The sequence below is a fragment of the Paraburkholderia sp. SIMBA_054 genome (assembly GCF_046534875.1).
Taxonomy (GTDB): Bacteria; Pseudomonadota; Gammaproteobacteria; order Burkholderiales; family Burkholderiaceae; genus Paraburkholderia; species Paraburkholderia hospita.
In genome coordinates this window covers 169,869-193,839 of record NZ_JAWRXV010000001.1, presented here as the reverse complement: position 1 = coordinate 193,839, position 23,971 = coordinate 169,869, and the positions used below count along the sequence as shown (strand labels likewise).

Sequence of the window (23,971 nt, the reverse complement as noted above, 5' to 3'; positions counted from 1 at the left end):
ACGCCTGATCCGCTCGGGCGATGGAGAAACGGGAGTGTCGGTCGCGAGTGCCTGTGATTGCGACCGCGCAAAGGAGAGAGAGCCTCAGTATCCGAGCCAGTCGCGCGCCGCCGAGAGGGTCGCCGGGATTGAACTCCGGTCAACGGTCCGGCTGCCATTTTGATGGCAACAGGTGACCGCCACAGTCAGCGTGCCATCGCCGTTATCGACGGTAGCCTCAGCCGGATGGTGCTCGTCTATCCAGTTGACCAGGCGCTTTCGGTCGTCGCCTTCCAGGACCGTGAGGTTTGCCTCTTCGTCGTCGACCGCTAGCATTTCTGCGCCTCAACCGGTTTCGAGGGCTTGCGGCGGGCGGGCAACCGGTCGCCCAGCATGCACATAAGCGCTACCGCGCAGAAAATCCACTCGAACGCACTCGCATACACCGCCGTCGCGTTCATCGTGGCCATCCGTTGGATCGCGGCTACATCAGGATCGACGTCGGCGAAGACGTGCTCGTCTGCGCACGGGGGTGGATTCGTCCCCGTGTACGGGGTCACTTTCAACGCGGTTTTGTCGACCAGATTAATCTTCTTGCCGACCAACCGTCGTTTCAACACTTCCTCGCGATCTCTGATTGTTTCCGCAGGCGCTCCAAATTCCTTCGCATCGCAGTAACGCGAGTATGCCGAGGCAAAGAGTTCGCCGTCGGTGACCTCCGACAACAGGATGAATTCGGACCCGCCAGCGGCGATGCGAGACGTCTGCCCGGCTATCAACACTGCGGCTACAGCGACCAGCCCGACGATAAACCTTGGACTAATGCTGGCGGACCCGCCAACAGCTTGCGTTCTTCTCACATACATCACGTAAATGACGGTCGGCCCGACCAGCATCGCGAAAGCAAGCACGAGGAGGACGATCAGACTTGGCGAGGTGGTAACGGTCGACAATGCGGACATACGGAACTCTCTTTCAGGTTTGTGATGGCGGCTCGGAGGATTCCGCCCGCCATACAGCGTTACGCCCCTCAGCGGGCAACGGCGTTTTGAGCGATCAGGCGGGCGGGATGGCTGGTGCCAGATGCCGTCTGGAAACTCCACGTCAGATCGAACGGAGCGCGATCGAAAACATATGTCTGCGTGAGATGTCCCGTCGCATGCGCGGTGTAACGCATACCCGCACGTAGCGGCTCAAGCGGCGTGCACACGGCTGTGTTGCGTGCGGCGTCTGCCGGGGTGAGGGCGGCGATGTGGCATTTGACCTTTTTGCCATGTTTGTCGCGCAGGTCGAAAGCCGAGAGTTCGATGTGCGCATTGGCGCCGCCCGACAAAGTCAGAGGGAATCCCACCGTCTGGCCGGCGTAGCCTGGCCCGAGGGGATCGGGCCGCTCAAGATCAACCCATAGAGTTGGCGCGTCGTCCTGGCCGTCATACGGATAGGCGATCAGTTCGGTTTCTTTAAGCCCCGGCGCGAGGTCGGAGAAATCAACAACCGTAATCGCACTGTCGCCTGTGTTGGACGCCTCACCAGCGCGCTTCCACGGGAAAAAAACGATGCCTCGATGCATTGGGGCGTTGAATATATCTTCGATCGGAAGCTCTGGCGTGTGTTGACCACCGTACTCCACAAACGTTTCGCTGGCGCCTTCGGACGTCGTGTGTAGTCTTACCCGCGACGTCACGTCGACGCCCGTAAATCCAGGCAATCCGACCGCCTCATCGTGTCCGGATGCGCGGTTGATCTGCAGGTAGCGCGCATGGTCGGCGGCCGCAACGGCGATGTTGTCATCTACTGCAACCGCTGGAAGTCCCACCTCCTGTCTGCGGGCGTTCACGAACTCGATAGCCGTTGGAAGAGAAGGCGATGGCGACAACGTCGTAGGGCCGGGCGCAGGGTGCAAGGTGATAACCGGCCCGGTGTACTCAGGCGCGTGGGCAGACGCCTTCGGCGGCTGTTTCGTGGCGCAACCCGCGAGTATCGCGAGAGCGCTCACGCTCGCTGCAAGGATGGTTTTTTTATTGATCATGGTATTTCGAATTCAGGACGCACACACTTCAACCGCAATAAGCGAGAGACACATCGCAACCGAGGGTGAGCAACAGTTTTGCGTGGATATGCCTTTTCGCGTCTGCAGGTCGCAACCCGAACGCGACGTAGACGGGCGTTCCGAAAGGAATGATTCGCTGTGCAGCCAAGCCGATAGCTGCGGCGATCCCCTCCGTCGCGCCACCTAAAGCTTGTAGCCGCATCGGCGGGGAGGGCAGTTCGTGTATGGTTCGCGCCTCGCGCATGACGGGCCCGTTGGGTCCGAAAGCTTCGTATTCGATTCCGGCGTATTTCATTGAATGTGTTCCTCGATAAGCCATGTATGAAGCTGCGTGCGTCATTGCCTGCCCGAACGTCGCCGCACGAAATCTCTATCGGCAGGCTTCGCGGTTTGTTCAGGGGATCACGCAGGATTTTTTTTGATGCGACGTCATCCGGTACAGCGGAACCGACGCCCATCTCGAGATCCAATCTATCAATGAGTCGAACGTATGCAACCGACGCGGTCGCCTGGAGCGCTGAGGGAGCTTTAGGGGCGAGGAGAAGCGGAAGGAGAAGGAGACTGTCGACCCGGCCCAGGACAGGCGAAGCCGAAGCGGGAATCAGCAGGGTATGCGTTTCAACCTGAGTGTCTGCTGCGACGCCGCGCTGACAGTTGAAGCTATGCGCACGTGAGGCAGCGGCGCTGGAGGCGCGACAGTCCAACTCGACCGTCTGTTCGATTGCAAAGCTTAACGAGAGCTACCCGTGACTGCGTCGTCTTCCGACGGAGCTCGGGATCCGTGACTGCTCTATGTCGCCGCCTGGTCTGCTCGGTGCGCGCGCTCGCGCCCGTTCTCATAAACCCGTTCGCCCGTGATGTGATGATCGACCCAGATACGCCAGCCGTTTTTATCGATCACAGCGGCGCCTTCGAGGGTGGACTTCCCTAGGTGCGGATTATCAGCGTCGCCGACAATGCGTTGCGCGTTGCCCAACGCGTACATGATGTTCTACACCTTCCTGGTCATTTCTCCCGTTTCACCTCCGCTGGGAGTGGCGCCAGGGATGCATGCTCCCTGAAGCGCGAGCCTATGTCCCAACGGCCTCACCGTGGCAGTCGATCTGCACTCAACGACTCTCGGCGCCCCCGTGCGGCAGCCTCGCCAGATTATGTTGGTAGAAGCCCGTCGGCGGCGGCCTTTTTCTCGCACTCGCTACAGCGCATGTCGGCGGGCATCGTAAGGAAGTCTGCAAGCGGCACAAACGCTGCGCGGGTGCTCGGGCGCGACGTGTACCGGCAGCGCGATCGACCGCCGCTCTCAGTTGCGAGGTGAACTCGCTTCGGTCGCTTCTGGGATTTCAGTGGCAGTGTCATGAATTGTCTGGAATGGTTGTGGGCGGCATGCTCTCTATCAGATCAGCAACTTTCATCGGTCGAACACCTCCTATGGTGAGGCTGGCCGCCGCGAGCGCAAATTCGCGTTCTCGCGGCAACCGCTTCTCCATACCGCCCATAACCCAATGTCTGCGTCAGCCGTTCAAAGAGACACATCATCCACCACGATCCGTGCCTTGGTGCCATCACGGTCTATCGCAATATTTGTGATTCCGTGCTCATGCATGAGCAGGAACAGTGGTCTGATCGCGTCATGCAACTCGTGCTTCGAGATCCCGAAGCGCTGGGCAAGCCGACGCTCGGATTCCGTCAGCCCCGCAGATTCCTGAGCCGCCGCGCCCTTGAACGGGAGCACCTTAGACCCGTGCGCCCTTCGTGACCAATGGGCTATCGCTCGTCCACTCCGGATGCCCCAGATAGTGATTGGCTCCGGTCGGCACGGCCCCCAACGCCTCGCCCAGGCGCGCTCTCGCCATCGCGGCAAGGATTTCTGCATCAGCCAATGCGTCGACGGCGTCCCGGATTAGCAGCGACTTCGCAGCATCCTTCAACCAGAACGAGACTGCCGGATCCTCCTGCAGGGTAGAGATGGGCGGTGCGCTGGTTCGTTGGCGCAAGATCGGTTCGATGATCTCCTCGGCCACTCGAACCATCGTGTGGATGCCGATTACCGGCGGATTTCCCCCGTTTGGCTCGAACCCATACCGGCCAGCGATTTGGGACAAGGCTTGCTGCACGTCTGCGCGCTCCTCCAGTCCTTCCTCCCTGATGCGTCGACGCAGAATGCCCCCGAGCACCTTCAGATCGTGGGCGTACTGGGTGTAACCTGGAACCTCTAAAGCGACCCCACAGTGATCGAGCAATTCACCAAGCTGTGCGAGGATTTCGTCGCGTGCGATCACAAGGCGTCGTGCCTCTTGAAGATGCTTCTCCGTGCTCCAGTACATGTCCGCGACGGGATGTGCAGCCTGAGAAGCCTGCCAGAACCGATGGCAAAGGAAGAGGAGGAAAGCGATGGTCAGGCACATCACGGCCATGAGGTAGGGCATATGCAACTCCATTAGACTGGTATCAAGGCGTCCGCCGCCTCTGTGCTGGCGGCGCTCTCAATGTTTCCGACTGACGGCGGTGCGATCACTACCCGCGCCGCGGGATCAGCGCGAGTGCGGAGCGCAGATTCGCTTCGGTGTTGACGAGCTTCGCCCGGAGATCTCGGATTTCATTCACCAGCACCGCATAGGCTTCCTCGCTACCCTCGATCTCGGCGGCGGCATCGGTGAGCGCCATTCTCAACACTTCCGAGAGGCCCGATTCTTCTGCCAGAGCGCTCAGACGAGCCGGTGTCTTCGATCTATACTCCTCGGGAACCTCGGTCATCAGTAAACCTTGATCGTCACTGCTTGGTCGAGCGCGCCCGTTGCCGGCGCGCATATAGGCCGTCGTGTTGCTGTTCAGTTCAAAACACCGTCGCGATCAGCCAACGAGATGAGCGACCCAACGGATAACGGGCTCGCTGCAGGTAAGCCAGCCCAACGCGATCCCCGCCACAGCGGGCGTCAGTATCTTGAGAAGAAGGGCGAGCGGGCTTCCGCCCAGGTCCATTTCGAGCCGCAGAATCACGAGAATACAAACAGGCGCGCCGGTCCATTTCTGAGCAGCTACGATGCTCATCCAGGGCCATTCTGTGGTGGCGATGCACCGACCGATAAGCACAGAACCCAACAGGACGCCCGCAATCCAAAGCGCCACCCACATCTGGCCCGCGGCCTGGAAGTTGTCGGCAGGATCGTGGGACATGACGCGTAGAAGCTCCGACTCGTGTTTGACCTCATTGCTCGCGGTGGTCTTGTTGTCCATTTGTGCTGCTCTCCGTGAATTAAGGAAGATAGGGGTGATAGATCGAGATACAGCGATCCCGTCTGCGATGATGGATGCCAATCACAGGGATGCAACCGTTGCCACTGCCGGCTCGGCCGTCTGCAGAGGCGATCTCAATCGTTACAGTTTGAATGACGCTGCCTCCCGGAGAGCGGTTTCGCACAGCCCGATTTCGCTTGCGAGCGTTTCGTGAGTTGCCCACGCGTCCTCGCCGAGGGTTAAAACAAGTTGCGGCAGGTTGTGTGCGCTATCGGCCAGTCTCTCGATCAGTTGCAGCCTCGCCTCATGCCGCTGACTGTCGTCCTGTGCGCATCGGCTTAGTACGCGGATACGAATCAGCGCGCGTCCCGCGAGGCTGAGCGCCCGGTGCCTGGGGTCGTCCACAGCCAAGCCGGGTTGCCGCGATGCCTGCTCAGTAACGCCCGCAAGGGCGACATGCGTCGGCAATACAGGCTCGGAGCCAGAGTGATCCACGATGCGCGCCGCGACGACGTTGAGCTCCTCTTCCGATCCGCCGAACATGACGCAAGTCACGTTCATGAATTGATCGCGGGCCGGCACCCGTGCCACTACGGCCTGTGCCGACTGGTACTTGCCGCACTCGAGCATCGCCTTAATGGTATCCGTCAGCATTTGTTCTGCAGTTTCAATATCCATACCTTTCCTGTGTTCAATCGTTCAATGCGTCATCACTCAATTCGGCTGCGTGGGCCGTTTTACCTTCGCCGCACTCGCCTGGATTTCTGCGGGATCTGGCATGAGCGCCTCAAGCGCACCAAGAATGATCCGGACGGTTTCCTCCGACGCGCCGCTCACGCTGGCCAGTCGTTGGGGTTTTCCGCGCTTATCTTGTACAGCGTAAAGTCCATATGAATCGCCTTCCTGCTCGATCCGATAACGGGTGCCGCCACTCGATGCGCGCCACTGCAAAACGTCCTCATTGACGACGATCCAGTCCCGGCACGGGCGAACGCGAGTACCGGTCCTCGGTCTTGCTTCCAGCATTCCGCGTGCGATCAGCATCGACACGGCCTCGCGCAGAACCGTCCGACTGACGCCGAGCTTTGCAGCCAGAACATCCTGCGGTGGAAGGACTGTTCCGTACCGTTTTGCGACAATGTCAGCGGCGAGGCGGTTCATCACGCTTTGCACTTTCGGCGAAAACGGCGCTCGTTGCTCGAACGGCGGATGAAGATGTCCAGCATTCTTCGAAGGGTCTACGCGTTCCATTCTTTTCTCTGTTCGGTCCAGTGATGTGTGCGACACGCGCGCGCACCTGAAAATTGCGCGCCCGGGCGCGGCTACTGCCTTATTCGGCTGTAATCGCCACGGATTCAGGTCGGGGGAGCAGAATATTTTCTGAGCGTAGAGTGCTTTTGTGCGTGCCACGCCGTGTGGGCGACGAGTGACCGACAACCATGGAGCGCGGCTTGGTGCTCTTCGCTAAACTCGCCGCGCGCTTCAACCACTGGATGATGTCACCCGAACTTCGATCGCTTCGTTATGCCCGCCCGACGTGCAGGTAGGCAAGTATCTCTGCAGCTATGGCCGCGATCGTCACATACTTGTCTCGGGGAATCTCGAGCAGCAGAACGATCCAGTCTGCGAGCTCGTCCGGCTCGGCGCCTTTATTAACGAGATCCCTGTAGAGGGCAGCCGCCGCGACAACCCCACGGGGGTCTTTCGGAGCCAAATGATTGGCCAGATCCTTGTCCCAAGTCTCCTGCCGTTCGTGGTTCCTGACCATCCACTGCGCAAGGACTGCATAGAGGAAGTGATCGCTGCGCAACAGCACGTGGTGTCTTATCACGCCCGGAGTCGCTTCACGGTTCAGGGTATCAAGACCACGAACTACGACGTCCAGGAGCCTCAGGGCTAACGGAGCCCGCGACGCATCGAACGTGGATCGGAGCGCGTCAAGGACCAGCCTGTCCGACATTCCGTCGAACTCGGCAACGTCGCTCCAGAGGCGGCGCGCACCCGGGTAGCTTGCGCCATGCTGTAATGTGGCGGCCGTGCTGTGCTCTGCGCCTTTATCCGCGATGCGGTCTGCAACCGAATTCATTTTGACTACCCTCGTCTTCACTGCAAATTTCCCGGCGGCCGGCCGGTCGGTTTGTGCACGCTTACACCAGGTCAGCGGGGGTCCATTTTCTTCTTGCAAGCTCGACCCGGTCGAAACACGCTTTCAGGTTCTCGTAGTCCCCCTCGCTGATTGCGCTGATTTCGATATCCTCCTGGGCGCGCCACTCGAAGTTGTAGACGCCAAAAGGGTCGATGTATTCCACGGCGTAGTCTTTGCCTGATCCCGTGGGCGTTACACCGTTCACCATGTGGTTGGCCACTATGAGGCCCACTGCAAAAAATTCGATACCATCGCTCAGGTTGGCCCGCTTATCCCTGTCGATGAACTTCAGAAATGCCTTCTCGTGGTTCATAACGTTGCTTCCCGGCGCATACCGGAGTTGTGTTAAGGCCTAGCGATTTGCCGTTTCAGCACACTTTTTGTAGTCAAGATGGATGGCACCCACGTTTTTCCCGGCGGAAACATAGGCCCGCCGCGCCGTGATACGGGCTTCAGTGTTGAACGTCCTGGCGTAAACCTCGTGCATCGCCTGTATCAACTCGGCGGCATGCGCAGGTCCCGCGTTATATGCGGCACACGCGCCAACCTGAGCATCCTGCAACACCATCGCGCTTGTATCCACCGTGTTGAGCGCGACCGGGCCGATACTGTTCTGATAGCTCCTGGCTACCGCCTCGGCGCCCGCCTGGACCGCTGGATTGCCCGCGTACGTATCGTTGATGAGTTGCCAAACGTCATCGCGGAAGCCTCGATGCTCGGAGTCGACTCCAAGCACCGTCGCAGTATTGCCCTCGGGGGTGTAGGTTCCTGACGCCGCCTGTGCGGCCACGGCGAATGTCAAAAGCGACCCGAAAATCAATCGTTTCATCTTGCTCTCTCAAGAAGAGTGCCAGCTCATTACGGGCTTAATCGGCGCCCGGATTCAAATGTTCAGATCGGGCCACACTTTTTTTTCGAGCATCGCGGCTCGCGTCGTCCCGGGCTTGATTAGACGCGGTCTCGGCCCACGTGCGCTTCAGTCCGGCAGGCGATCGCGAATGGCAAGCAGCAGATCCATGTGCCTGGCGACCAGCGTGGGTACGGGGCTCTTGCCGGTCGTCCACCAACTGACTGTTTTTCGGGTGTAGCCGGCGTATTCGGCAAACGACGTTTGAGTCCACCCGAGACGCGCAAGGGCATGAGAAAAATCTGCTGGGGTCATGGATGATTAACCTAATGTTCAATGGACACGGCGTGCAAGTGAACATTTTCTCCTCGGCTATACACAAGGCAAGGCGCTGACATGCTCCCGACGCGGCCGCAGAGAACGGTCATCCTCCATCGCCGATTCGAGACCAAAAAAAAACCCGCCGGTCTCCGAAGAGACACGGCGGGCCTAACGAACTCAGGATGGCTTACGCATTTTCGGAACGCATCGCCTCTTTTTCTTCGTCCAGATAGTCGACGACTGCTTCGGCAAGCGTTTCAGCGTCGCTGCCGTCGCAGTACAACTTGCCGTCGATCCATTTGAACGTACCGGTGTCATGCTGACCGGACTGTGTTTGATCGAGAAGTGCGACCATCGTGTCGATCGTCACTGCTTGCGTGCGCACTTCAGCGTCGACATTTTTCGGCCTTACCTCGTACCAGAAGTCTTCCGGGCTCACTCGCAGATGCGGCATGTCCGGGCGCCACTGCTGCTCGCCACTCCAGGCCGCCGGTGCGCCGAACTCGCGAACGTCGGCAAGCCCCAAACTCCGGCACAGGTCGCGCAACTCCTTGATGCGTCCTACGAGCTGCGGGCTTAGTTCAACCTGCGCCCAACGCGCGTCAGGGAATGCGTGCGAGGAGAACGCTTCGACGTAGAGCGTTGCCGCGCGGAACGCGGTCGTCTCGTCTGTTCGCGTCAGGCCGTTCTTCGAAAGGAGATCGGACCAGATGTCGGACTGCATTCCCTTCTCCGAAATTTCCCAACGATCGTCGGCCCCATCGCTTGACGCACCCTCGACGAGTTTTGCATCGAGCGTGTATTCGAAGTCAAAATCAGATGCCCGGGTCAGGCCGAAGCGAAACGACCATTCGTCGCTCGTGGGCGTCCAGTAAACGCTGTCGCCGAGGTCCGCCCCAACGAGATCGAGCTTACCGTCGCTGAAAACGGCGACCGCCAGCTTCGGCACACCGTCAAAGCAGATATAGCCCGTTCCCGGCACGGCGAGTTTGATGACAGCTTGCTGCGTCACGGTCTTATTGGTTGCGGAATTCATTTGATGCTCCTCGAGTTTGATACCGCTATGCGGCGTTAAAAAGCACGGGAGCGAGCGACGCTCGGAGCAGCGTAGATTGCGCTGGTCGGAGAGTGCTGGCGAAGCGATCGCTATGGAGAATCACGCAGCCGTAGGCGCGTGGCGTCATCATCCGCAATTGTCCGTCGTTATTTTCTGAATCCCCTCCGAACCACGCCGCAATCCGTGACGGATAGCGAGCGGGATTCCGAGGGAGATTCGGTTTCTAAGGTCGCTCGGTTTCCAGAGCAACCAAGTTTCCCCATAGATGTTTTCATGCGGGCGTGTGAGGCCGGTGAACACGTTACGTGCGACGCCCCTTCGGACTAGCGCCGCGGCGATCTGTTAAACGCACACACCCGTCGCCACGCGAATCAGGCGAGACGTCACCTGCTCGAATTCACTTTCGCGTATCGGCTTTCTTCCGTACCCCATCGTGAAGTCGACCTCCATCTCAGCGGGGTGCAGCGCGTAAACCTCTTGCCAACCGGCGGTCGACCAGCGGGAGATCGTCGCGCGACTTTGCTCTTTTACCGAGTCAACGATGATATTGATCAGAAACCGCGAGCCGTCGATCGACAACACGCTTCTGAAAAACGTACGTTGACCTTCGCCGCCGACCTGCTTGTCGATGATGACGGCCTCCCCAGTGCGAACAGAGGTCGCGAGCGGGGCGGCCACGACCGCGGCCTTGACTGTCGGCGGAAAAATGTTCAGGTCGATTGCAAACTGCGCTGCTTCCTTGTCGGCGCCGCCACTCGCAACAGCCGCGCCAGCGGCTTCCAGACCGACTTCGATCAGGCGATGAACCGTCGCGCGGATCCTTTCGGGCGTTGCAGGCGCCTGTGCCGTGACGGGAACTTCGATCACGACAGAGTGGCGTCCTGCCGGTTGCCCTCCGACTCCCAATTCATCTGGGGTGTCGGTGAGTTTCTCGACATGACCGGAAGCGCTTCGCGAATAGTCGTCGTGCGCTTCGTCCTGCTCGACAGGGTTGCCGGAGGAATCGATGACGTCGATCCTGAAATCATCGAGGCAGTCGATGCCCTGACGTGCGTGAAAGATGTCGAGCGCGATCGAAGCGAGCTTGCTCGCCGGCACGTCCGTCGTATCGAAGTTGAAGATGACCGCGTAAAGTCCTGCGACCCCTTCGTCGTCGGATTTGCTGAGAATGTCGACGATCTGGCGTACGTTGACGCGCACCGATTTTTCCGCGGTATTGTTGGTGTTCATGTTTTCGCTCCATGTGTTCTGCCGCGATGCGGCGTTGAAAGAACTGGGAGCAGGGCATGCTCTGGAAAGCGCGCGACGCGCTACCCGGAGGATGCGGGAGGATCTGACAGGGCCGGCGCAGAAGGGCTTCGGCCAAGTTGAGATAGAAGAGTGCCGATCAAACGGCAGCCCACAGCATAAATGAATCAACGTAAGTCGACAATCGCCGCGACATATCGACCGTAAGCACGACCTGCACCACTCCTGCGGGAGAAGTGGTGCGGACGTGACCGAGAATCTGCTTACAGGTTGAGCAGGACAACCGGTATTTCTGGCTCTGCGCCGAGCCTGGAGGCTACGTAGCAGCGCATCGCCGAGACGAGCGCGGTCGGGCCGGCGAAGCTCTGCCGCCGCTTGCGGATTTCATACGAATGGGCGCCATAGCGTTCGCCACCACGGAATGTGAACTCCGCCCAATCGACCCGTTGGCCGTCACCTGCGTCATCGAGGGCCATCGCGTACCACGTACCCGACTGCTTGTGCTTTCGTATGGTGATCCCGTCCCGCTCGATGATCGGCACCCCGTCCCGAGGGTCGACGGACGGCCGAAAGCGGTCTGCCACGCAGTTCCAGCCACCCGACAGCGACGGCGTGATAGTCACGTCGAGGCCCTCGCATTTCGCAACAGCCCAGTTCAAGGCGTAACCGCTGAGATTCGCGACCGCTGCTTTCACGGTCGCGACGCCGGTGGGCGAACCTCCCGGTGCAGCATCCAGAAACTTCAGGATCGCCTCAAACTCGGATGGATTGTGCGCTTGCATGAAAACCCGCGCCGCGAGGTGGTGTGCCCCGTTGCCGTTGGCGACAAGCCTGAGCGCATCGTCGTCGCTTGCCAGTACACCCGGGGCGAATCCCGCCGCTAACTCGAATGCGCCCGGATCGTCGATACGCTGGACTTGCCACGGACCGTTGACGCTTCCGGTGCTGTCGCTGATACACCATCCTTCGGTTGCGGCCGCCGCGTCGTGCGCATCGGACCAGGCTGGCGACAGGTGTCGGGCCTCAGGACTGTTGTTTGATACTTGCTGATTCACGATTTCCTCCTGTGTGCCACGGTGTGGCGTTGATAGAAGGGCAGAGCGTTAGCTCTGGATAGCGGGTCGCGCTATACGGAGAACGCTGAGCGGCCTCTTGTTTCAAAGAGTGCCCATCGAAATAGGTGCCAGCGGCTGACCCTTCCGGAGAAGGGCCAGCGCTGGAATCAGCTTGCGTCGCGTAAGCCGCTATGCAACCGACGCATTTTCGTTATCAAAACCAGGCGCGCGCAAACGCGGGGAGGCTGAGTCGATCAGCCAGGATAGCCCGGCGTGATTGAATCCCATCTCCTCGTGACCACGCCCACCCTGATCCCATTCCTGCCCATCGTCCGTACGCAGGTTGGTCAGACAGATGCCGCATCCCGCGCTTCGTTCGGCTGAAGTGCCATCCTTGCGCAGCCGCTCGGCCGTGTAGTTCATTGCGAAACCGGCGATGAAATCTTTCCGGTCAACGTCCCATCGTGAAACGAGATGGGCGCCTACAGCGGTGACACGCACCCGGTGCGAAGACTTCCAGTCTCCCCACTTCGTCTCCACGACGTCGCCGACGCGCGCGATAGCATTACTTTGTGCAAACTCGCGCGCCGATGCCGCCAGCGCAAAGTGCACATCTGGAACCGGCTTCGAAGCATGCACCTCGCCGGCGGCCCGGGCGGCCGCCTTGACAAGCCTGTCGTACGCCAGTGTCTGGGTGTCAGTCATCGGCCCATCGTTGCGACGCGTTCTGCAATGCGCTGCACAGGCCATGAGCAGGCCCGAGGCCGTACGCTGGCCGGACTCGTTTGCAGCCGTGACCGCACCGATCACGAGCAGCTCGAGCTCTTCGCGCGACGCTTCGTCGACGGGCAGCGCCCACGAAGCAAGTTGCTCGAACTCGTCGGGATCGTCACCGACAAAGTTGATCGCGATGAACGGCACCTCTGCGTTATCCGCGATCAGATAGTCCAACGTCCTCGCGGTGGCTGAAGCCAGGGGAGCGCCAACGCCGATTGCATCGATCACGGAGGACAAGCCGTCCAGCGCCTCATAAAACCGTCTGGACGCACCTTTGAAAGGCTCGCTCGACGGGCAGTACGCAACGTCGATAGCGGACTGGAAGGCGCCGCGCACCCGACCAACGAGCGCATGTAACACTCCCTTGTCAACCGTGCCAGTCACAGCCTGGTTTTCTACCGTTTGCACAACTTCGTTGGTTTGCTCTTTCATTTCTTCTGCTCCTCGTGGTGCCGGGGTTGCGGCGTTATGGAACAGTCGAGCGGACATGCTCGGGGCAGCGAGGCGCGCTGGCCGGAATATGCTCGGAAATATGGTCGGTGCGGAACGTGCGCAGAAGTCGCAATCCGCCGGCCCCGGTGGGGCGGCGGACCGCGAGTTGACTGAGCGATTCAGCTTTCGGTTACGGGAGCCTTAGAGCTCGTCGGAGGACTCGGCGATTTCCTGCAGGCGGTTTCTGATGTGTTCGACGCCCAGGTCAAGGCCGGCGATGTAACCGGGCGAGAGAATGTCTACGCCTGCACGCGCGTGCCCCAGGACCAGGAGCTTCACACCGAGAAACTCAATTCCATCGGGACCGGCCTCTTCGTCGAGCGTTGAGGTTACGGTACCCGAGCCCTGGCCATCTGACGAGACGACGATTTCGAACGATGGCAGGGCGATGGTGCGAGTTTCCCATGTGCCACCCGCCGGGTGGCCATCGACTGTCTGCTTGGTCTCAGGCAGTTGTGCTGCCTGCGCCTTCGCCGCGCGCCAGTCGCTATACAACTGGTCGCGTACTGCTTCGTAGGCAATCAGCACGTTGTTGAACGCCGACTCCAGTCCAGAACGCGTCTCGGGCGACTGCTGCTCGATGAGTTTGCGCATCTTTGCTACAGCCTCGTTCATGTTGCCGTCGGCGCGAAAACGCGCGACCACCGGCGCCGGAGTTACACCCGGACGACTTGCAGCTATTCCAGCGGCACGCGCGAGCACCTTTCGGCAATCACCATCGGCAGGTTCGTCGTTCGCGTCAGCAAAGCGTTCGGCGTACACCGCGAGCCCCGAAACGAGGTCGAACGGATCGAGCGTCATCGAGCCAGCCTCGAGCCAGCACTCCGCCTTCCGGATGATCTCCCGGCAATTACCGTCGCTCGGCTCGCCGTTCGAATCCGCGAAGCGTTCGACGTAGTCGACGAGATCCCCGATCAACTCGTGCATGTCGTCGATCTTCTTGACCGCGTTTGTTTCTTGATTCATGTTCATCTCCGAATGGTGCTGTTTTCACAGCGCTGCAAGAGGGAAGAACATGCGACGTTCTGGTAAGCGGGTGGGGCGCTTAGCGGATCGTGCAATGAGCAAAGTACGCGCGAATGGAAGCGACCGCGCGCTCGCCCGAAGGTGGGCGGCGCGGGCATTGCCAGTCCTTTCAGAAAGTCTTCAGGAAGTGAGTTCGTTCACAGCGATCTCTCTTTCTCTTTCAGTGACAGACGAATCGAGGAGGTCGCACGTCTCCGCGACTACCTCACGCGCCTGTTCCGCGGTGTCGATCGAAAAACCGTACTTGGATGCTCTGTCGCGCACGTCTATAACCACGGCCTCGACCGCTTCAGTGTCGATGCCGCCGTCGAGGTCCGAGTATCCGGCGAGTTTATATACGTCCGCCCATCCTCCGCCACATGCGCGACAGCTGACATCCTGGGTGGCACTATCGCCGTCGGCTTCCATGCTGCCAGCGCCAATGTCGCGACTGCCGCAGGAAGGACACGCCATACCGCGGTGAGCGATGTATTGCTCATCACTCATCGCACCCGACAGTGGAGACCAATGAGATGCGACCTGCTTTTGCAGGACAGCTTTTGCTGCCGCTACCGCCTTGATCGCGCCAACGCCGAGCGGGCTGAATTCGACGGCCTGCACCAGGTCTGTCAGCGCTTGCGCCAGTACGTCTGCATGCTTCGCCGGGCGCGCGACCGGTTCGTTACTTTCTGCGTTCTTTCCATCGGTTTGCCGATTCATCAAGTTTCTCCTCACTGGTTGCCGGTGTCGGCGTAGAAAAGCGGGAAGAATGAGCGACGCTCGGGACAGAGTCTGGCGCTGGCCGGAGAGTGCTGGGTCGGGCTTGTATCCGCGATCGAACGCATGCCCTTGATGTCGCTTAAACGGAGGTCCCGCGCCGTGTCAGATGACATGGCGTGGGCCTCGGTGACAGAAATTCCTGTCGCTTAACGTTTCACGGCCGGCGCGGCCCGGTTCTGCTCACGCGCGGGCAAGCGAACTGCTTCCGGAAGGAGAATCTCCCACTCGACGTCACAGTTCACCTTCATCGGCAGGCTATCGGTGTCGCCACGCTCTTGCGCGACCTCCGTGCCATACCGGATCGCTGCTTCACGTTCGAAGAGATTGAAAAAACCCTCGCTTCGCGCGTGCCGCGCATTGCTCGCGGCGTCGACGAACAAGCCCGTACCACCGTGATTGCGGCCAAGGCCGAATGTCAGGACCTTGTAACAGTGTTCACGTGCAGTGCGGTACGCCTTTCCGTCGATGACGAGATGCTCGCGCGACAACGCCTTGATGCCTTTGACAACGTCTGCTTGAGGAAGCGACGGTCGGTCTTCGGAATATCCGTACTCCTGGCTCCGGTTCCGATGTCCGTCACGGACGTCGATCTGCTCGGGGAAAGCGGGCCAGTCCCAATTTTCCTTTCCCGAATGGCGGCCGCGGGGCTCCGAATTGCTGTCGACGTTGACGCTCGTCCACAATTGGTTCTTCCACCAGCGGTATTCGACGGTCCATCTTTTGTCGGTGGTAAGGCTTCGCCCGGTGGCACGCAGTGCTACCGGTGCGGCTTCACCCGTGACAACCGGAATGCCAATGACGATGCTGCCGTCATCCATCCGGACATCACGCGGATTCCGGCATCGCGGCGGCAAGACTGACTCCGTGTAGCCGAACAGCACACGCACCATTTGTTTCGCGACGGTTTTGCCTTGCGTCTTTGCTTCCACGTTCATGAATGACTCCCGGTGATGCCTCGAAAGAGGCTGTTGATAAGCGGGAGGAGCGCTTGACACGCTTGAAACAGCGTCGACGGTGGCACGAGGCTGATGCAAGGGTGCGATCTGGAGTTGAGGGCAGCGGACTTGCCGGGCGTATATGGCGATCGCGTTGCGAGAGCGGAGGCCGCGATCCGGGGAGTCCGGATGGTGGGCCAGGGTGCGGGTTGATCAGAAGCCGAAAATGCGGCGTACGAACGCCGAGAGAGCGCGGCGGCGGGCAGCAGCACGTATCAGCGATGCTTGGCGCGGTAGAACGCGATTTATACCGCGGCTTCCTCGGGATCGCGACTGACGTCGGCCGGGTCGTAGAACTTCTGGGGATCGCTTTTCATGGGAGAGTCTCCGGGTTATGCCCTTCGGGGCGATGAAAACCGGCGAGCAACGCTCAGGTGAAGAGGGCTTCAGCTGAATATGCTCTGGGAGACTACTGGTCTGGGCACCGCACCACTAGCGCACCAACCTGAGTATTTGATTGCCGTTTTAGCGGCACGGCGGCGATTGTACATCAGGCGCCGCACGCGCGGCAAGTAGGGCGCGCCCGTCCGGGCGAGGGGCCCACGATCGGGGCACGCGCGCGATCTGCGCGACAGCGCGACGGGCTGCCAGGAGGGTGGTGTCGGACACAAAGAGCCACGCGCAGCTATCCAGGCGCCAGCGTTGGCAAAGTCTTCGGTTAAGCGGCTAAGCTCTTGTCTTGCCAGGCCGCATCGAGGTGGTCCTCCACGCGTTGATGGGGCTCGCGGAGAAACGCTGAGTGCATCTCGATCGCTGCCCGGTTCGCTCTGAGCCACCCGACGAGGGTTCTAGCAAAGCCGTCGAGTTCATCTTGTGTCATCGGCTCCGCCGGGAGCCCGGGAAGCAATTCACTAATTTGCGTCCATTTCGAACTGCGCCCGTTCAGGCCGGGCTGGAAATAGGTGCGCAAAACCATTCCAGTACCGCCCCAGTCTCCGACGAACAATCCGGCCGGTGTTCGGACAAATACCTGTTTCCAGCCAAGTTCCTGCGCGAAGTAAGCCATTGGCAACGCCATGGCCGAAGCACACATCAGCTCGTAACGGATGTCCGAAAGGCGCAGACTGCCGTTTCGCTGAAGACAGCGAGCCACGGCATGGGGCGCTATCGTGAGCCATTCGCCAATTTGCACGCCAGGTTCACCCCACATCATAGAATAACTAACACCACGTAAGCCGTTGATGGCGTCCGCCACCGTGATGCGTGCCAGAAACCCGTAGCGTTTGTCCGGGGAGGTGTCGATGAGAACGTCAAAACCGAAGCCCTGTCCCCTTAGTGCGGTTGCCAGTGAGGTCTCGACTCGCCGACGAAACTCTCGCAGGCTCAACGTACCCTTGCCCCTGTAAAGACTTGCGGACACGATACCAGCAACCTTTGCGTCCAGATCGCTGGGGTTGACCGCTCGCTCGCTTAGAACCAGCCTGGCTCGTGCGTGGGCTACACGCGGGTCGACGTACATGGCAATTCTCCTCACTCAGTTTGCGCGCCAGCTTTGGTCTTGCTAATTGAACGCAAGCGGATCCTGTTCGAACAGAGGAGATCCTCTGCGGGAGGCTTCTTCACGAATATGCCGGGAGTTTTCGCGAAGCGACGCAAGCATCTGTGTCGCCGTCTGTTCATTGCAGCCGTTTTGCAGCAAGAAACTGACGGCATGCACGGCACCTTGCTGAACCAGATCCTGAACTGCCAGCATATGGTCCGGCATGTCTCTCAGTTCGGCTGGGTCAAGCACGCCAGAGTTTTCAATCGAAGCCATTGTGTCGAAGCCCTTTAGGTCATCCCACCCGCGGAGTGGGTGATCTCAGTTCGTTCATTAGCTGGCCATATTCCGGCTCGGGCAACTGGAAATGCAAAACTGCTTGACCACGCGCACAGCAATCACCCGGCATGCGCACCAGTCCCTTGACGAGGCGGCCGGGCGTCTTTGCGAGTGCGCGAAGCACACGCTGGCTCGTGTACGGGCCTTCGTGCGCCCACCGCATTCGGTCTGCGATCCGATGACAGAGCCATTCGTCCCCGTACATCAGGCTCGGGTTCCGGGTCTCTTTCATAACTTCCAGCGCGGCATCACAAACTCGCATCTTTTTCACCCGATTCAAAGCACGATAGCGTGCGCGACCTCCGACGCCGCAAGATTGATCGCGGCGATTGCACAGTGGTCACCGGCCACGTCGACAAACGTAGGCTTGCGTAGGCTAACGCTGCGAATTTGCATGTTGCATCCGCTTTCCCGTCCGCCACCAAAGCGCCCCGATCGCAACCCCGATCAAAAGGATGGCTAACCCTATGAATGGAAACCCACAGCCATACCAGGCAACGCTCAAGCCTGCGGCCCAAACCAGTAACGCGATACGGTTCCCATCGCGTGCTGCTGGTCTTGCATAGCGGCGCGCAATCAATGCCGTGAAAAGCATCAGCGCCGTCGTCAGACACAGAAGAACCAGAATCCCATGCTTCTCCATCATCCCCCCATTAAAAGTCGACATAGATCGAGCCAGTCCCGGCGTGACCAGCGGCCCGCGACAACTCTGCGCGCCCAGATTTCACAATGCTCAAACCGTGCGAACTGAGTGGCGGCAGCTGCGACGTCACAACCTTAATCGGCAACGTATCGGGAATGTTCAGGGCGGCGCTCAAATATTTTCAGTGGCCATGTGCCTGCTCCGAAGCCCTCTGTTATTTGCGAAGCCTCACTTCAAAGATGGCAGGCAGTTCTCCTGTGGTCGGACGCCGGCAGGTGAGGGGCTCCGCGCCGACTGCACCTCGGGCGCCGGACGGGCAGCACGTAGGGCGCGCCCGTCCAATTGAGAGCCAAAATCACTCGCGAGATTTCCGTTGCAGGTGATCGCGGAGCAACACCTTACCGATCACCGGCATGTCGGCGGCCATCTGGTTGCAAGCCGCATGGGCGAGTACAAGGTTCGACGGGTGATCGGAACCACCGTCGGCTTTGGCCAACAGGTGCTCAAGAGTCATATCATCGGGAGGCATCACTTTGCCGCAGTAGAAACAGTTCGACCCATCGCGCTCATGAAGCCGAGCGACCTTTCTCTTACGCTTCTTCTTTTGATTACCGCTTAGCCCTGTCGATGGCGTGGGTGACGCGCCGTCGCCCGGCGACCGAAGCAAGCGGATCGTGAAGGGGGCGACCGCGAACACTTCCGCTTTCCCTCTTGATACCATGAATTCCGCTCGTGCTCGCGTGCAATTCGCGAGCGATTCGCAATTGTCGCTAACAACGCGGACGGTTTGATGTTCCATGTCTTATCGCAATTACCGTGTACGACTCGGCCTCGCTCGGCGCTCACTGCTAGCAGTCAATCAAACTTACGGTCCGCCGCGTGCCGCCATCGACAATCCGATCGCCACCTCGCTCCTCCGGTAGCACACCGCTGCGCCGCTCACTCAACCGCAAACTCATACTCGGGTTTGATGCCCACAATAGTTATCCTTGAACCGGCAACCGACCAACCACGCCGGCAGGACGCCGGTTGCATCCGAGATGCATATACGCGGAATGGTCTCGCACATCCCCCGGCCGACTCAGCAACCAGTGAGCGAGCGCGCTGTCTTAAATCCGACGTCGTGCCCTCCCTAGTCGCTCCTCGGGACGTTCCGGACAGGTTGCATGAACTGCGCTTGCCGCCACACAAACAACTTGAACCTGCATGACGGGTCAATAATGTAAATCACCGGCTCGGTGGACGTCTGCCTGATCGTGCCATCCAGCATCGCCTGCAGGAAGGCCGTTTCTGAAAGATCATCCAACGCGAGCACCGAAACAAGAAACAAGACCCCAATCACCGTGACGTGGTCCGGAAAGCAGGCCATCAGGAAGAGCAGCAGCGCTGCCAACCCGACGGTCTCGTTGCGTTGATATGCGCCCACAAACTTTTCCTTGTGCTGGTCTAGTCGCTTTTCCGTGAGCCGGTACCATAGCTAGGCAGGCAACCCGGTCACGTTCTTAATCGACAACGGACGGTAAATGTTCAGGGTCGATGGGCAATATTTTTCCTCGATACGCCGTGCGGCGCGGCGTAGGGGAAGATGCGACGGAGGCTGGACGAAGTCGGGCGCAAAGAACGCGCACGCGGGCGGGCGGGGCTTTTCCGTTGTTAGCCGCGACGCATGCGACTGGCGCTCCGCAGTCTCTGCGGAGCCTCTTCGGCGATAAAGGCTAAAATGGGGCGAGGAAAAGGGACGAGCATTGCTTTGCACAACGAGGACTTGATTACCGTGACCCGTCTGCCCGAAAACGCCTTTCCGTCTGCCTCCATCCAGTTTGTCGAGGCAGTTCGCGGCATGATGCGCGACAAAGCGAGCCAAAGGGACCGTCTTCCCAAGGACGATTACCGGCGGCATTTTAAATGGCACGCTGGCCCTAGCATGCTTCAGGAGTTGCTGCGCGACCCCTTGCAGTCGTCAAACTTGCACCGAGCAAACTGGGCCAGCTTACGGCCCCGGCTTTTCGTGTCCGTATATCTAACGCAGCGCGACGATGAACTGGTTGTGGATGTGCTTCCGACTGCCGAACCGCCAGTGCTCGTTTACCTGGGCCCTTTCCGCCAGCGCCTTGAAGGGGACCCAGGAGATTTCCAGCGATTTTCGGTCGACGGTAGTCGGGACTACTGGTGCCCAATTCTGAAATTGCGTATAGACGCCGACCTGACGGATTCCGACTTTCGAGACTATCGACAACACGGGCGTGAGTTGCTCCATGATCCGCGGCTCAAAAGAGAGCGTCATCTGTGCGCCTTGTTGGTGAGGGCCAAACTGCATCAGCTCTCGCTGCATTTCGATGTGTCGTTGCGTAACAGACTGGTTGAGTATGGCGAGAACAGCTATTTGGAATTCCGGTCGTGCGGCGAGATGGCTCCACAGCCCAAGCCGTACCTCAGTGCATCAAAATGGGTCCCGGCAAGACTTTGGAACCTTCTTCAAGGCTCGGGCCTCGATTCGGAGGAACTCTACAAATTTGCGGCAACCCAACTCTCCAAAGCCCCTTCAAAGCAACGAGTCAGCCTGCTCGCCGAATACCTGGCAAATTCGCACACACAGCAAGTGACAGAGGCCGACGTCCGAAGTCTCCTTAAGCTCCTGGATGAGAATTTCGGATCGGCACTACGGCTGAAAGAGCTCGAGACCGAACCATTGCACATCCCGGAGGACCGGTATGAGCGCATGTGGTATTTCGAGCGCTTCGCTCGGGATGCGGGACTGGAGAAGGGTGACGCGTTCGACTGGCTGCTCAAATTTCATCCCGAGATTTTTGAAACCCTCGATCCACCGTCCGAGTATCTCCGCAAGTGTATGGAGCCGGTGAAGCGAGGTGTGTGGCGACTCGATGACACAATCCGCGCCCGCCTGGATGCCGCGATGGCCGGAAAGATCGAGGAATCTCACTATCGCACCTCAGGCCGATCCGCGGTCAGATCTCTCGACTGGGCGGCGAAGGGGAGGGGTTTTGACACATTTGCGGAGCTACGCGCGTGGGCGGATAAACATGCCCCTTTGACCGCGGCCGCAGCAGCGCGGCTTGAGGTACAAGCACACCGCGAAATAGCCCGCGCAAAGGAAGCATCGAACGAAAAACGAAGATCAACGATGGCGAAGAGGAAGGCCGCCGAGAAGGGGGGCACGAAGTGAGTCAGGAACATTTGACTGCTGCGGACGCGCCTCTTGACCCGGATTCAATCCTCAACTGGCTTGACAAGTACGAGTCAGTTTGCTCGTTGCGATCCACATCCGACGTACAGGACAGCTTTTCGCTAGGTGCGCTTCAATCTCTGACGTTTGACCCCTACCCAGAGTATTTGCAACCGGCCAACTGGCGGGTCAGGCGGCCTTCGCTCGATATAGAAGTAAGGGTGACGGCCAGGAACGAGCTGGCGATAGATGTGCTGCCGCCGGTAGAGAAGGTTGCTCGGCACGGCGCAACTTGGAGTTTTGAAGATTTCGTGCGATTTCCGGAGCCTGGCCGGCCAGGGCAGTCACCGCGAATGACCGCGTTCACTCTCGCGCTGGAAGACCTGGCGCTCGAGCTCCGGGATACTGGGAGTCTGGATACCGATGATCAGGCAGTCGTTCGTCGAAGGCTCGTTTTCTCCTGCTACGAATTCGTAATCAGGCGCCTTGCCCATCCATTCAACTGTCGCGTCAAGATAGCACTAATGTGCGTGGGCGCCGCCGCACAGCTCCTGGTGCGCAACACGACACTCCTGCAAAATCCTGTCGACCGGGCAAACCTGATTTCGGATGGAGGTGGATTGCGGTGGCATCGCCGCTACCTGCGCCTTTGCGACGAATTCAGCGTTACACCTGAAGACCTTCTGACGTTCTATAAAGGCAGCATGTCGGCGCTTACGGTCGACCTGCAGGACAAGAGCCTTCGCGAATTTCTCGGGAAGCCGGCGAAACCCGAAGAACGGCTGTCCTGGTCGGGGAATCGCAGGCGAAACCGGGTTGACGTCGATGTAAAGCCTCTTCTGGATATTCTGCATGTCGTGTCGCATCCGGAAGAATATCCGCCTCTTCGCTCGGGTGAGGCGCCCGACCTTGCCGGGTTTCTCGCTGGTATGGCCAGCTCCGGCGAGCAAGCGATCGAGAAAATATGCGCCAGATACCAGCTTGACGAGCCCGATGTGCGCCAGTTCCTTCGAGAGCACTACCCGCATCATTTCCTGTCGTCTTTGACAACAAAAGAACTGATGGCGGAGCTCGAGGCGTTCTCAAATCAGGCCGAAGTTGGAGCCGCCTTGATCGGCGCCTTCAGGAGCGCGCTTCTCGCGAAATTACAGCGCGCATGGGCGGACGATGCCGCGAGCCCATATTCTTCACGTATGTCCCGCCTGATTCGCAAGATGGGCTTTTCGACGCAGACGGACGCTCTGGTGTGGCTGCGAACTCACTCGCCAGACGCGGTGGACTGGATAGTTTCATTGAAACCTTCCCGGAAAACCGGCCCGGCGCTATGTAGCTTTCGAGGCCCCAAGGATCAACCTCCCGGGAACCGCGGGAACTGATGGCAGATGGCCCGGACGTGTGCCGCGTCGTGGCCCGCGGCTTTCCTGGGCTTGCCGCTGTGCGTCGAACAAGACGGCTACCGGCCCTGCGGGGCTCTCGCGCACCAAGCTTTTTTCCGGTGTTTAGTCGATGTGTGGTGCGGCGGCTCTCGCAGCCCTGATGGCTTCGTTTGCATCCGGGTACGTGCGCTTGTCGAGCGCAACCCTGCGGACCACCAGCCGTGCACCTTCACCGAGAGGCACGGTCGTCTGGTCGCTCACGACCTGAACAGCGAAGTCTGCGCCGTCGTAGGCTCCGTCGCCGACCGTTCCCTTCACGAGAAACCCTGTATCGGTGATGTTCTGCACGTCAAATCGCGCGACTGCGTCGCTTCGTGCCGAGCAGGTGCTACGAATCACCCAGGCAATCGAATAGGGGTCGGTCAGGCGACCATGCGGGCTGAAGAATTGGTGATCGTCGCCCTGCGGAACCAAAACCGACGCGTGATGCGTCACGGCAATATGGCCATCGGAGCACACCACCGAAGCTTCGAAACGAGCATGATCCACAGTAACCGCTTCGCCCGCGTGAGCAGCTACAGACGCCGCGAGTGTCACTTGTAGCAACAGCCCAACAGTTTTGGTCTTTTTCATGGTCTCGCGCCTTTTTTGCTATCCGTGATCAGATCGTTAATATTTATGCAGGCGCTGTGCCGATCGACCATAAATGAGCACAATTCGTCCGCGCACCTGGTCGATGGCCATCCATGCGAAAAATAGCGCAAGGAACAGCGCGATCGATTCAGCGACCAGGTGGAGGTCCGGCCAAAAGTGCAACACGCAGAGCAGAGCTATGGACACGCAGGCCAAGAAGGGAAACACGCCTCGACCGGCAAAGCCAACCGGGCTCGTTTCGTTGTTGGGGATACGCTGCATCGAGAGTTCAGCTCCTTTCTACTGTTCTGGCTACAGGTCGAATGATAA

The 23,971-nt window shown here is 59.5% G+C and carries 30 protein-coding genes; 2 read left to right on the top strand and 28 right to left on the bottom strand.

Going from position 1 to position 23,971, the window contains the following annotated elements:
• Nucleotides 1-84 precede the first annotated feature (84 nt).
• The 26 genes from SB822_RS01100 to SB822_RS00975 all read right to left on the bottom strand — a co-directional run bounded on the left by SB822_RS01100 (nucleotide 85) and on the right by SB822_RS00975 (nucleotide 19,874).
• Nucleotides 85-315, bottom strand: coding sequence for a hypothetical protein (locus SB822_RS01100; RefSeq protein WP_410853769.1), 231 nt, complete (start codon nucleotides 313-315; stop codon nucleotides 85-87).
• Nucleotides 309-941 carry a hypothetical protein gene (locus SB822_RS01095; protein WP_410853768.1) on the bottom strand — a complete coding sequence of 211 codons (633 nt, stop codon included), beginning with the start codon at nucleotides 939-941 and terminating at the stop codon, nucleotides 309-311. The genes SB822_RS01100 and SB822_RS01095 overlap by 7 nt, the downstream gene beginning before the upstream one ends.
• Nucleotides 942-1,009: 68 nt before the next feature.
• The gene (locus SB822_RS01090) at nucleotides 1,010-2,008 is read right to left on the bottom strand and encodes a CAP domain-containing protein (protein WP_410853767.1); all 999 of its coding nucleotides are present in this window, start codon (nucleotides 2,006-2,008) and stop codon (nucleotides 1,010-1,012) included.
• Nucleotides 2,009-2,036: 28 nt separating this feature from the next.
• A complete protein-coding gene (locus SB822_RS01085) occupies nucleotides 2,037-2,324 on the bottom strand; it encodes a hypothetical protein (RefSeq protein WP_410853766.1) in 288 nt (95 codons plus the stop codon).
• Nucleotides 2,325-2,819: 495 nt separating this feature from the next.
• A complete protein-coding gene (locus tag SB822_RS01080; protein ID WP_410853765.1) occupies nucleotides 2,820-3,014 on the bottom strand; it encodes a hypothetical protein in 195 nt (64 codons plus the stop codon).
• Nucleotides 3,015-3,548: 534 nt separating this feature from the next.
• On the bottom strand, nucleotides 3,549-3,761 hold the full coding sequence (locus tag SB822_RS01075; RefSeq protein ID WP_410853764.1) for a hypothetical protein: 213 nt from the start codon (nucleotides 3,759-3,761) through the stop codon (nucleotides 3,549-3,551).
• Between the two features lies 1 nt (nucleotide 3,762).
• Entirely contained in the window at nucleotides 3,763-4,455 is a 693-nt protein-coding gene (locus tag SB822_RS01070) for a hypothetical protein (RefSeq protein WP_410853763.1), read from the bottom strand.
• A gap of 88 nt (nucleotides 4,456-4,543) precedes the next feature.
• Nucleotides 4,544-4,783, bottom strand: coding sequence for a hypothetical protein (locus SB822_RS01065; RefSeq protein ID WP_410853762.1), 240 nt, complete (start codon nucleotides 4,781-4,783; stop codon nucleotides 4,544-4,546).
• Between the two features lie 96 nt (nucleotides 4,784-4,879).
• Entirely contained in the window at nucleotides 4,880-5,263 is a 384-nt protein-coding gene (locus SB822_RS01060) for a hypothetical protein (RefSeq protein ID WP_410853761.1), read from the bottom strand.
• 141 nt (nucleotides 5,264-5,404) lie between these two features.
• Nucleotides 5,405-5,941: a hypothetical protein gene (locus SB822_RS01055; protein ID WP_410853760.1), complete on the bottom strand. Its 537-nt coding sequence runs from the start codon at nucleotides 5,939-5,941 to the stop codon at nucleotides 5,405-5,407.
• A gap of 36 nt (nucleotides 5,942-5,977) precedes the next feature.
• Nucleotides 5,978-6,514 (bottom strand): FadR/GntR family transcriptional regulator, encoded by a 537-nt coding sequence (locus SB822_RS01050; protein WP_410853759.1) that lies wholly within the window; start codon nucleotides 6,512-6,514, stop codon nucleotides 5,978-5,980.
• A gap of 271 nt (nucleotides 6,515-6,785) precedes the next feature.
• Nucleotides 6,786-7,349, bottom strand: a complete 564-nt coding sequence (locus SB822_RS01045) for a hypothetical protein (RefSeq protein ID WP_410853758.1) — start codon at nucleotides 7,347-7,349, stop codon at nucleotides 6,786-6,788.
• Nucleotides 7,350-7,410: 61 nt separating this feature from the next.
• Nucleotides 7,411-7,722, bottom strand: a complete 312-nt coding sequence (locus SB822_RS01040) for a hypothetical protein (RefSeq protein ID WP_410853757.1) — start codon at nucleotides 7,720-7,722, stop codon at nucleotides 7,411-7,413.
• A 39-nt stretch (nucleotides 7,723-7,761) separates the two neighbouring features.
• Entirely contained in the window at nucleotides 7,762-8,238 is a 477-nt protein-coding gene (locus SB822_RS01035) for a hypothetical protein (protein WP_410853756.1), read from the bottom strand.
• A gap of 147 nt (nucleotides 8,239-8,385) precedes the next feature.
• Nucleotides 8,386-8,571, bottom strand: a complete 186-nt coding sequence (locus SB822_RS01030) for a helix-turn-helix domain-containing protein (RefSeq protein ID WP_410853755.1) — start codon at nucleotides 8,569-8,571, stop codon at nucleotides 8,386-8,388.
• 193 nt (nucleotides 8,572-8,764) lie between these two features.
• Nucleotides 8,765-9,613, bottom strand: a complete 849-nt coding sequence (locus SB822_RS01025) for a hypothetical protein (protein WP_410853754.1) — start codon at nucleotides 9,611-9,613, stop codon at nucleotides 8,765-8,767.
• Between the two features lie 363 nt (nucleotides 9,614-9,976).
• Nucleotides 9,977-10,864: a hypothetical protein gene (locus tag SB822_RS01020; RefSeq protein ID WP_410853753.1), complete on the bottom strand. Its 888-nt coding sequence runs from the start codon at nucleotides 10,862-10,864 to the stop codon at nucleotides 9,977-9,979.
• Nucleotides 10,865-11,145: 281 nt separating this feature from the next.
• A complete protein-coding gene (locus tag SB822_RS01015) occupies nucleotides 11,146-11,937 on the bottom strand; it encodes a phage protein NinX family protein (protein ID WP_410853752.1) in 792 nt (263 codons plus the stop codon).
• A gap of 189 nt (nucleotides 11,938-12,126) precedes the next feature.
• Nucleotides 12,127-13,146, bottom strand: coding sequence for a hypothetical protein (locus SB822_RS01010; protein WP_410853751.1), 1,020 nt, complete (start codon nucleotides 13,144-13,146; stop codon nucleotides 12,127-12,129).
• A 201-nt stretch (nucleotides 13,147-13,347) separates the two neighbouring features.
• Entirely contained in the window at nucleotides 13,348-14,172 is an 825-nt protein-coding gene (locus SB822_RS01005; protein ID WP_410853750.1) for a hypothetical protein, read from the bottom strand.
• Nucleotides 14,173-14,352: 180 nt separating this feature from the next.
• A complete protein-coding gene (locus SB822_RS01000; RefSeq protein WP_410853749.1) occupies nucleotides 14,353-14,931 on the bottom strand; it encodes a hypothetical protein in 579 nt (192 codons plus the stop codon).
• 206 nt (nucleotides 14,932-15,137) lie between these two features.
• Entirely contained in the window at nucleotides 15,138-15,809 is a 672-nt protein-coding gene (locus SB822_RS00995; protein WP_410853748.1) for a hypothetical protein, read from the bottom strand.
• A gap of 835 nt (nucleotides 15,810-16,644) precedes the next feature.
• Entirely contained in the window at nucleotides 16,645-17,445 is an 801-nt protein-coding gene (locus SB822_RS00990; protein WP_410853747.1) for a hypothetical protein, read from the bottom strand.
• Nucleotides 17,446-17,487: 42 nt separating this feature from the next.
• Nucleotides 17,488-17,742 (bottom strand): hypothetical protein, encoded by a 255-nt coding sequence (locus SB822_RS00985; RefSeq protein ID WP_410853746.1) that lies wholly within the window; start codon nucleotides 17,740-17,742, stop codon nucleotides 17,488-17,490.
• Between the two features lie 1,061 nt (nucleotides 17,743-18,803).
• On the bottom strand, nucleotides 18,804-19,247 hold the full coding sequence (locus SB822_RS00980) for an HNH endonuclease (protein ID WP_410853745.1): 444 nt from the start codon (nucleotides 19,245-19,247) through the stop codon (nucleotides 18,804-18,806).
• Nucleotides 19,248-19,580: 333 nt separating this feature from the next.
• On the bottom strand, nucleotides 19,581-19,874 hold the full coding sequence (locus tag SB822_RS00975) for a hypothetical protein (RefSeq protein ID WP_410853744.1): 294 nt from the start codon (nucleotides 19,872-19,874) through the stop codon (nucleotides 19,581-19,583).
• Nucleotides 19,875-20,198: 324 nt separating this feature from the next.
• Between SB822_RS00975 and SB822_RS00970 the strand changes: the two genes are divergently transcribed.
• Nucleotides 20,199-21,632 (top strand): hypothetical protein, encoded by a 1,434-nt coding sequence (locus tag SB822_RS00970; protein ID WP_410853743.1) that lies wholly within the window; start codon nucleotides 20,199-20,201, stop codon nucleotides 21,630-21,632.
• Complete coding sequence (locus tag SB822_RS00965; RefSeq protein ID WP_410853742.1) at nucleotides 21,629-23,008, top strand: hypothetical protein; 1,380 nt, start codon at nucleotides 21,629-21,631, stop codon at nucleotides 23,006-23,008. Before SB822_RS00970 ends, SB822_RS00965 begins: the two co-directional genes overlap by 4 nt.
• Nucleotides 23,009-23,131: 123 nt before the next feature.
• On the opposite strand, the gene SB822_RS00960 is transcribed toward SB822_RS00965, so the two are convergent.
• Nucleotides 23,132-23,641, bottom strand: a complete 510-nt coding sequence (locus SB822_RS00960) for a hypothetical protein (RefSeq protein ID WP_410853741.1) — start codon at nucleotides 23,639-23,641, stop codon at nucleotides 23,132-23,134.
• Between the two features lie 36 nt (nucleotides 23,642-23,677).
• Nucleotides 23,678-23,923: a hypothetical protein gene (locus SB822_RS00955; protein ID WP_410853740.1), complete on the bottom strand. Its 246-nt coding sequence runs from the start codon at nucleotides 23,921-23,923 to the stop codon at nucleotides 23,678-23,680.
• Nucleotides 23,924-23,971: the final 48 nt, after the last annotated feature.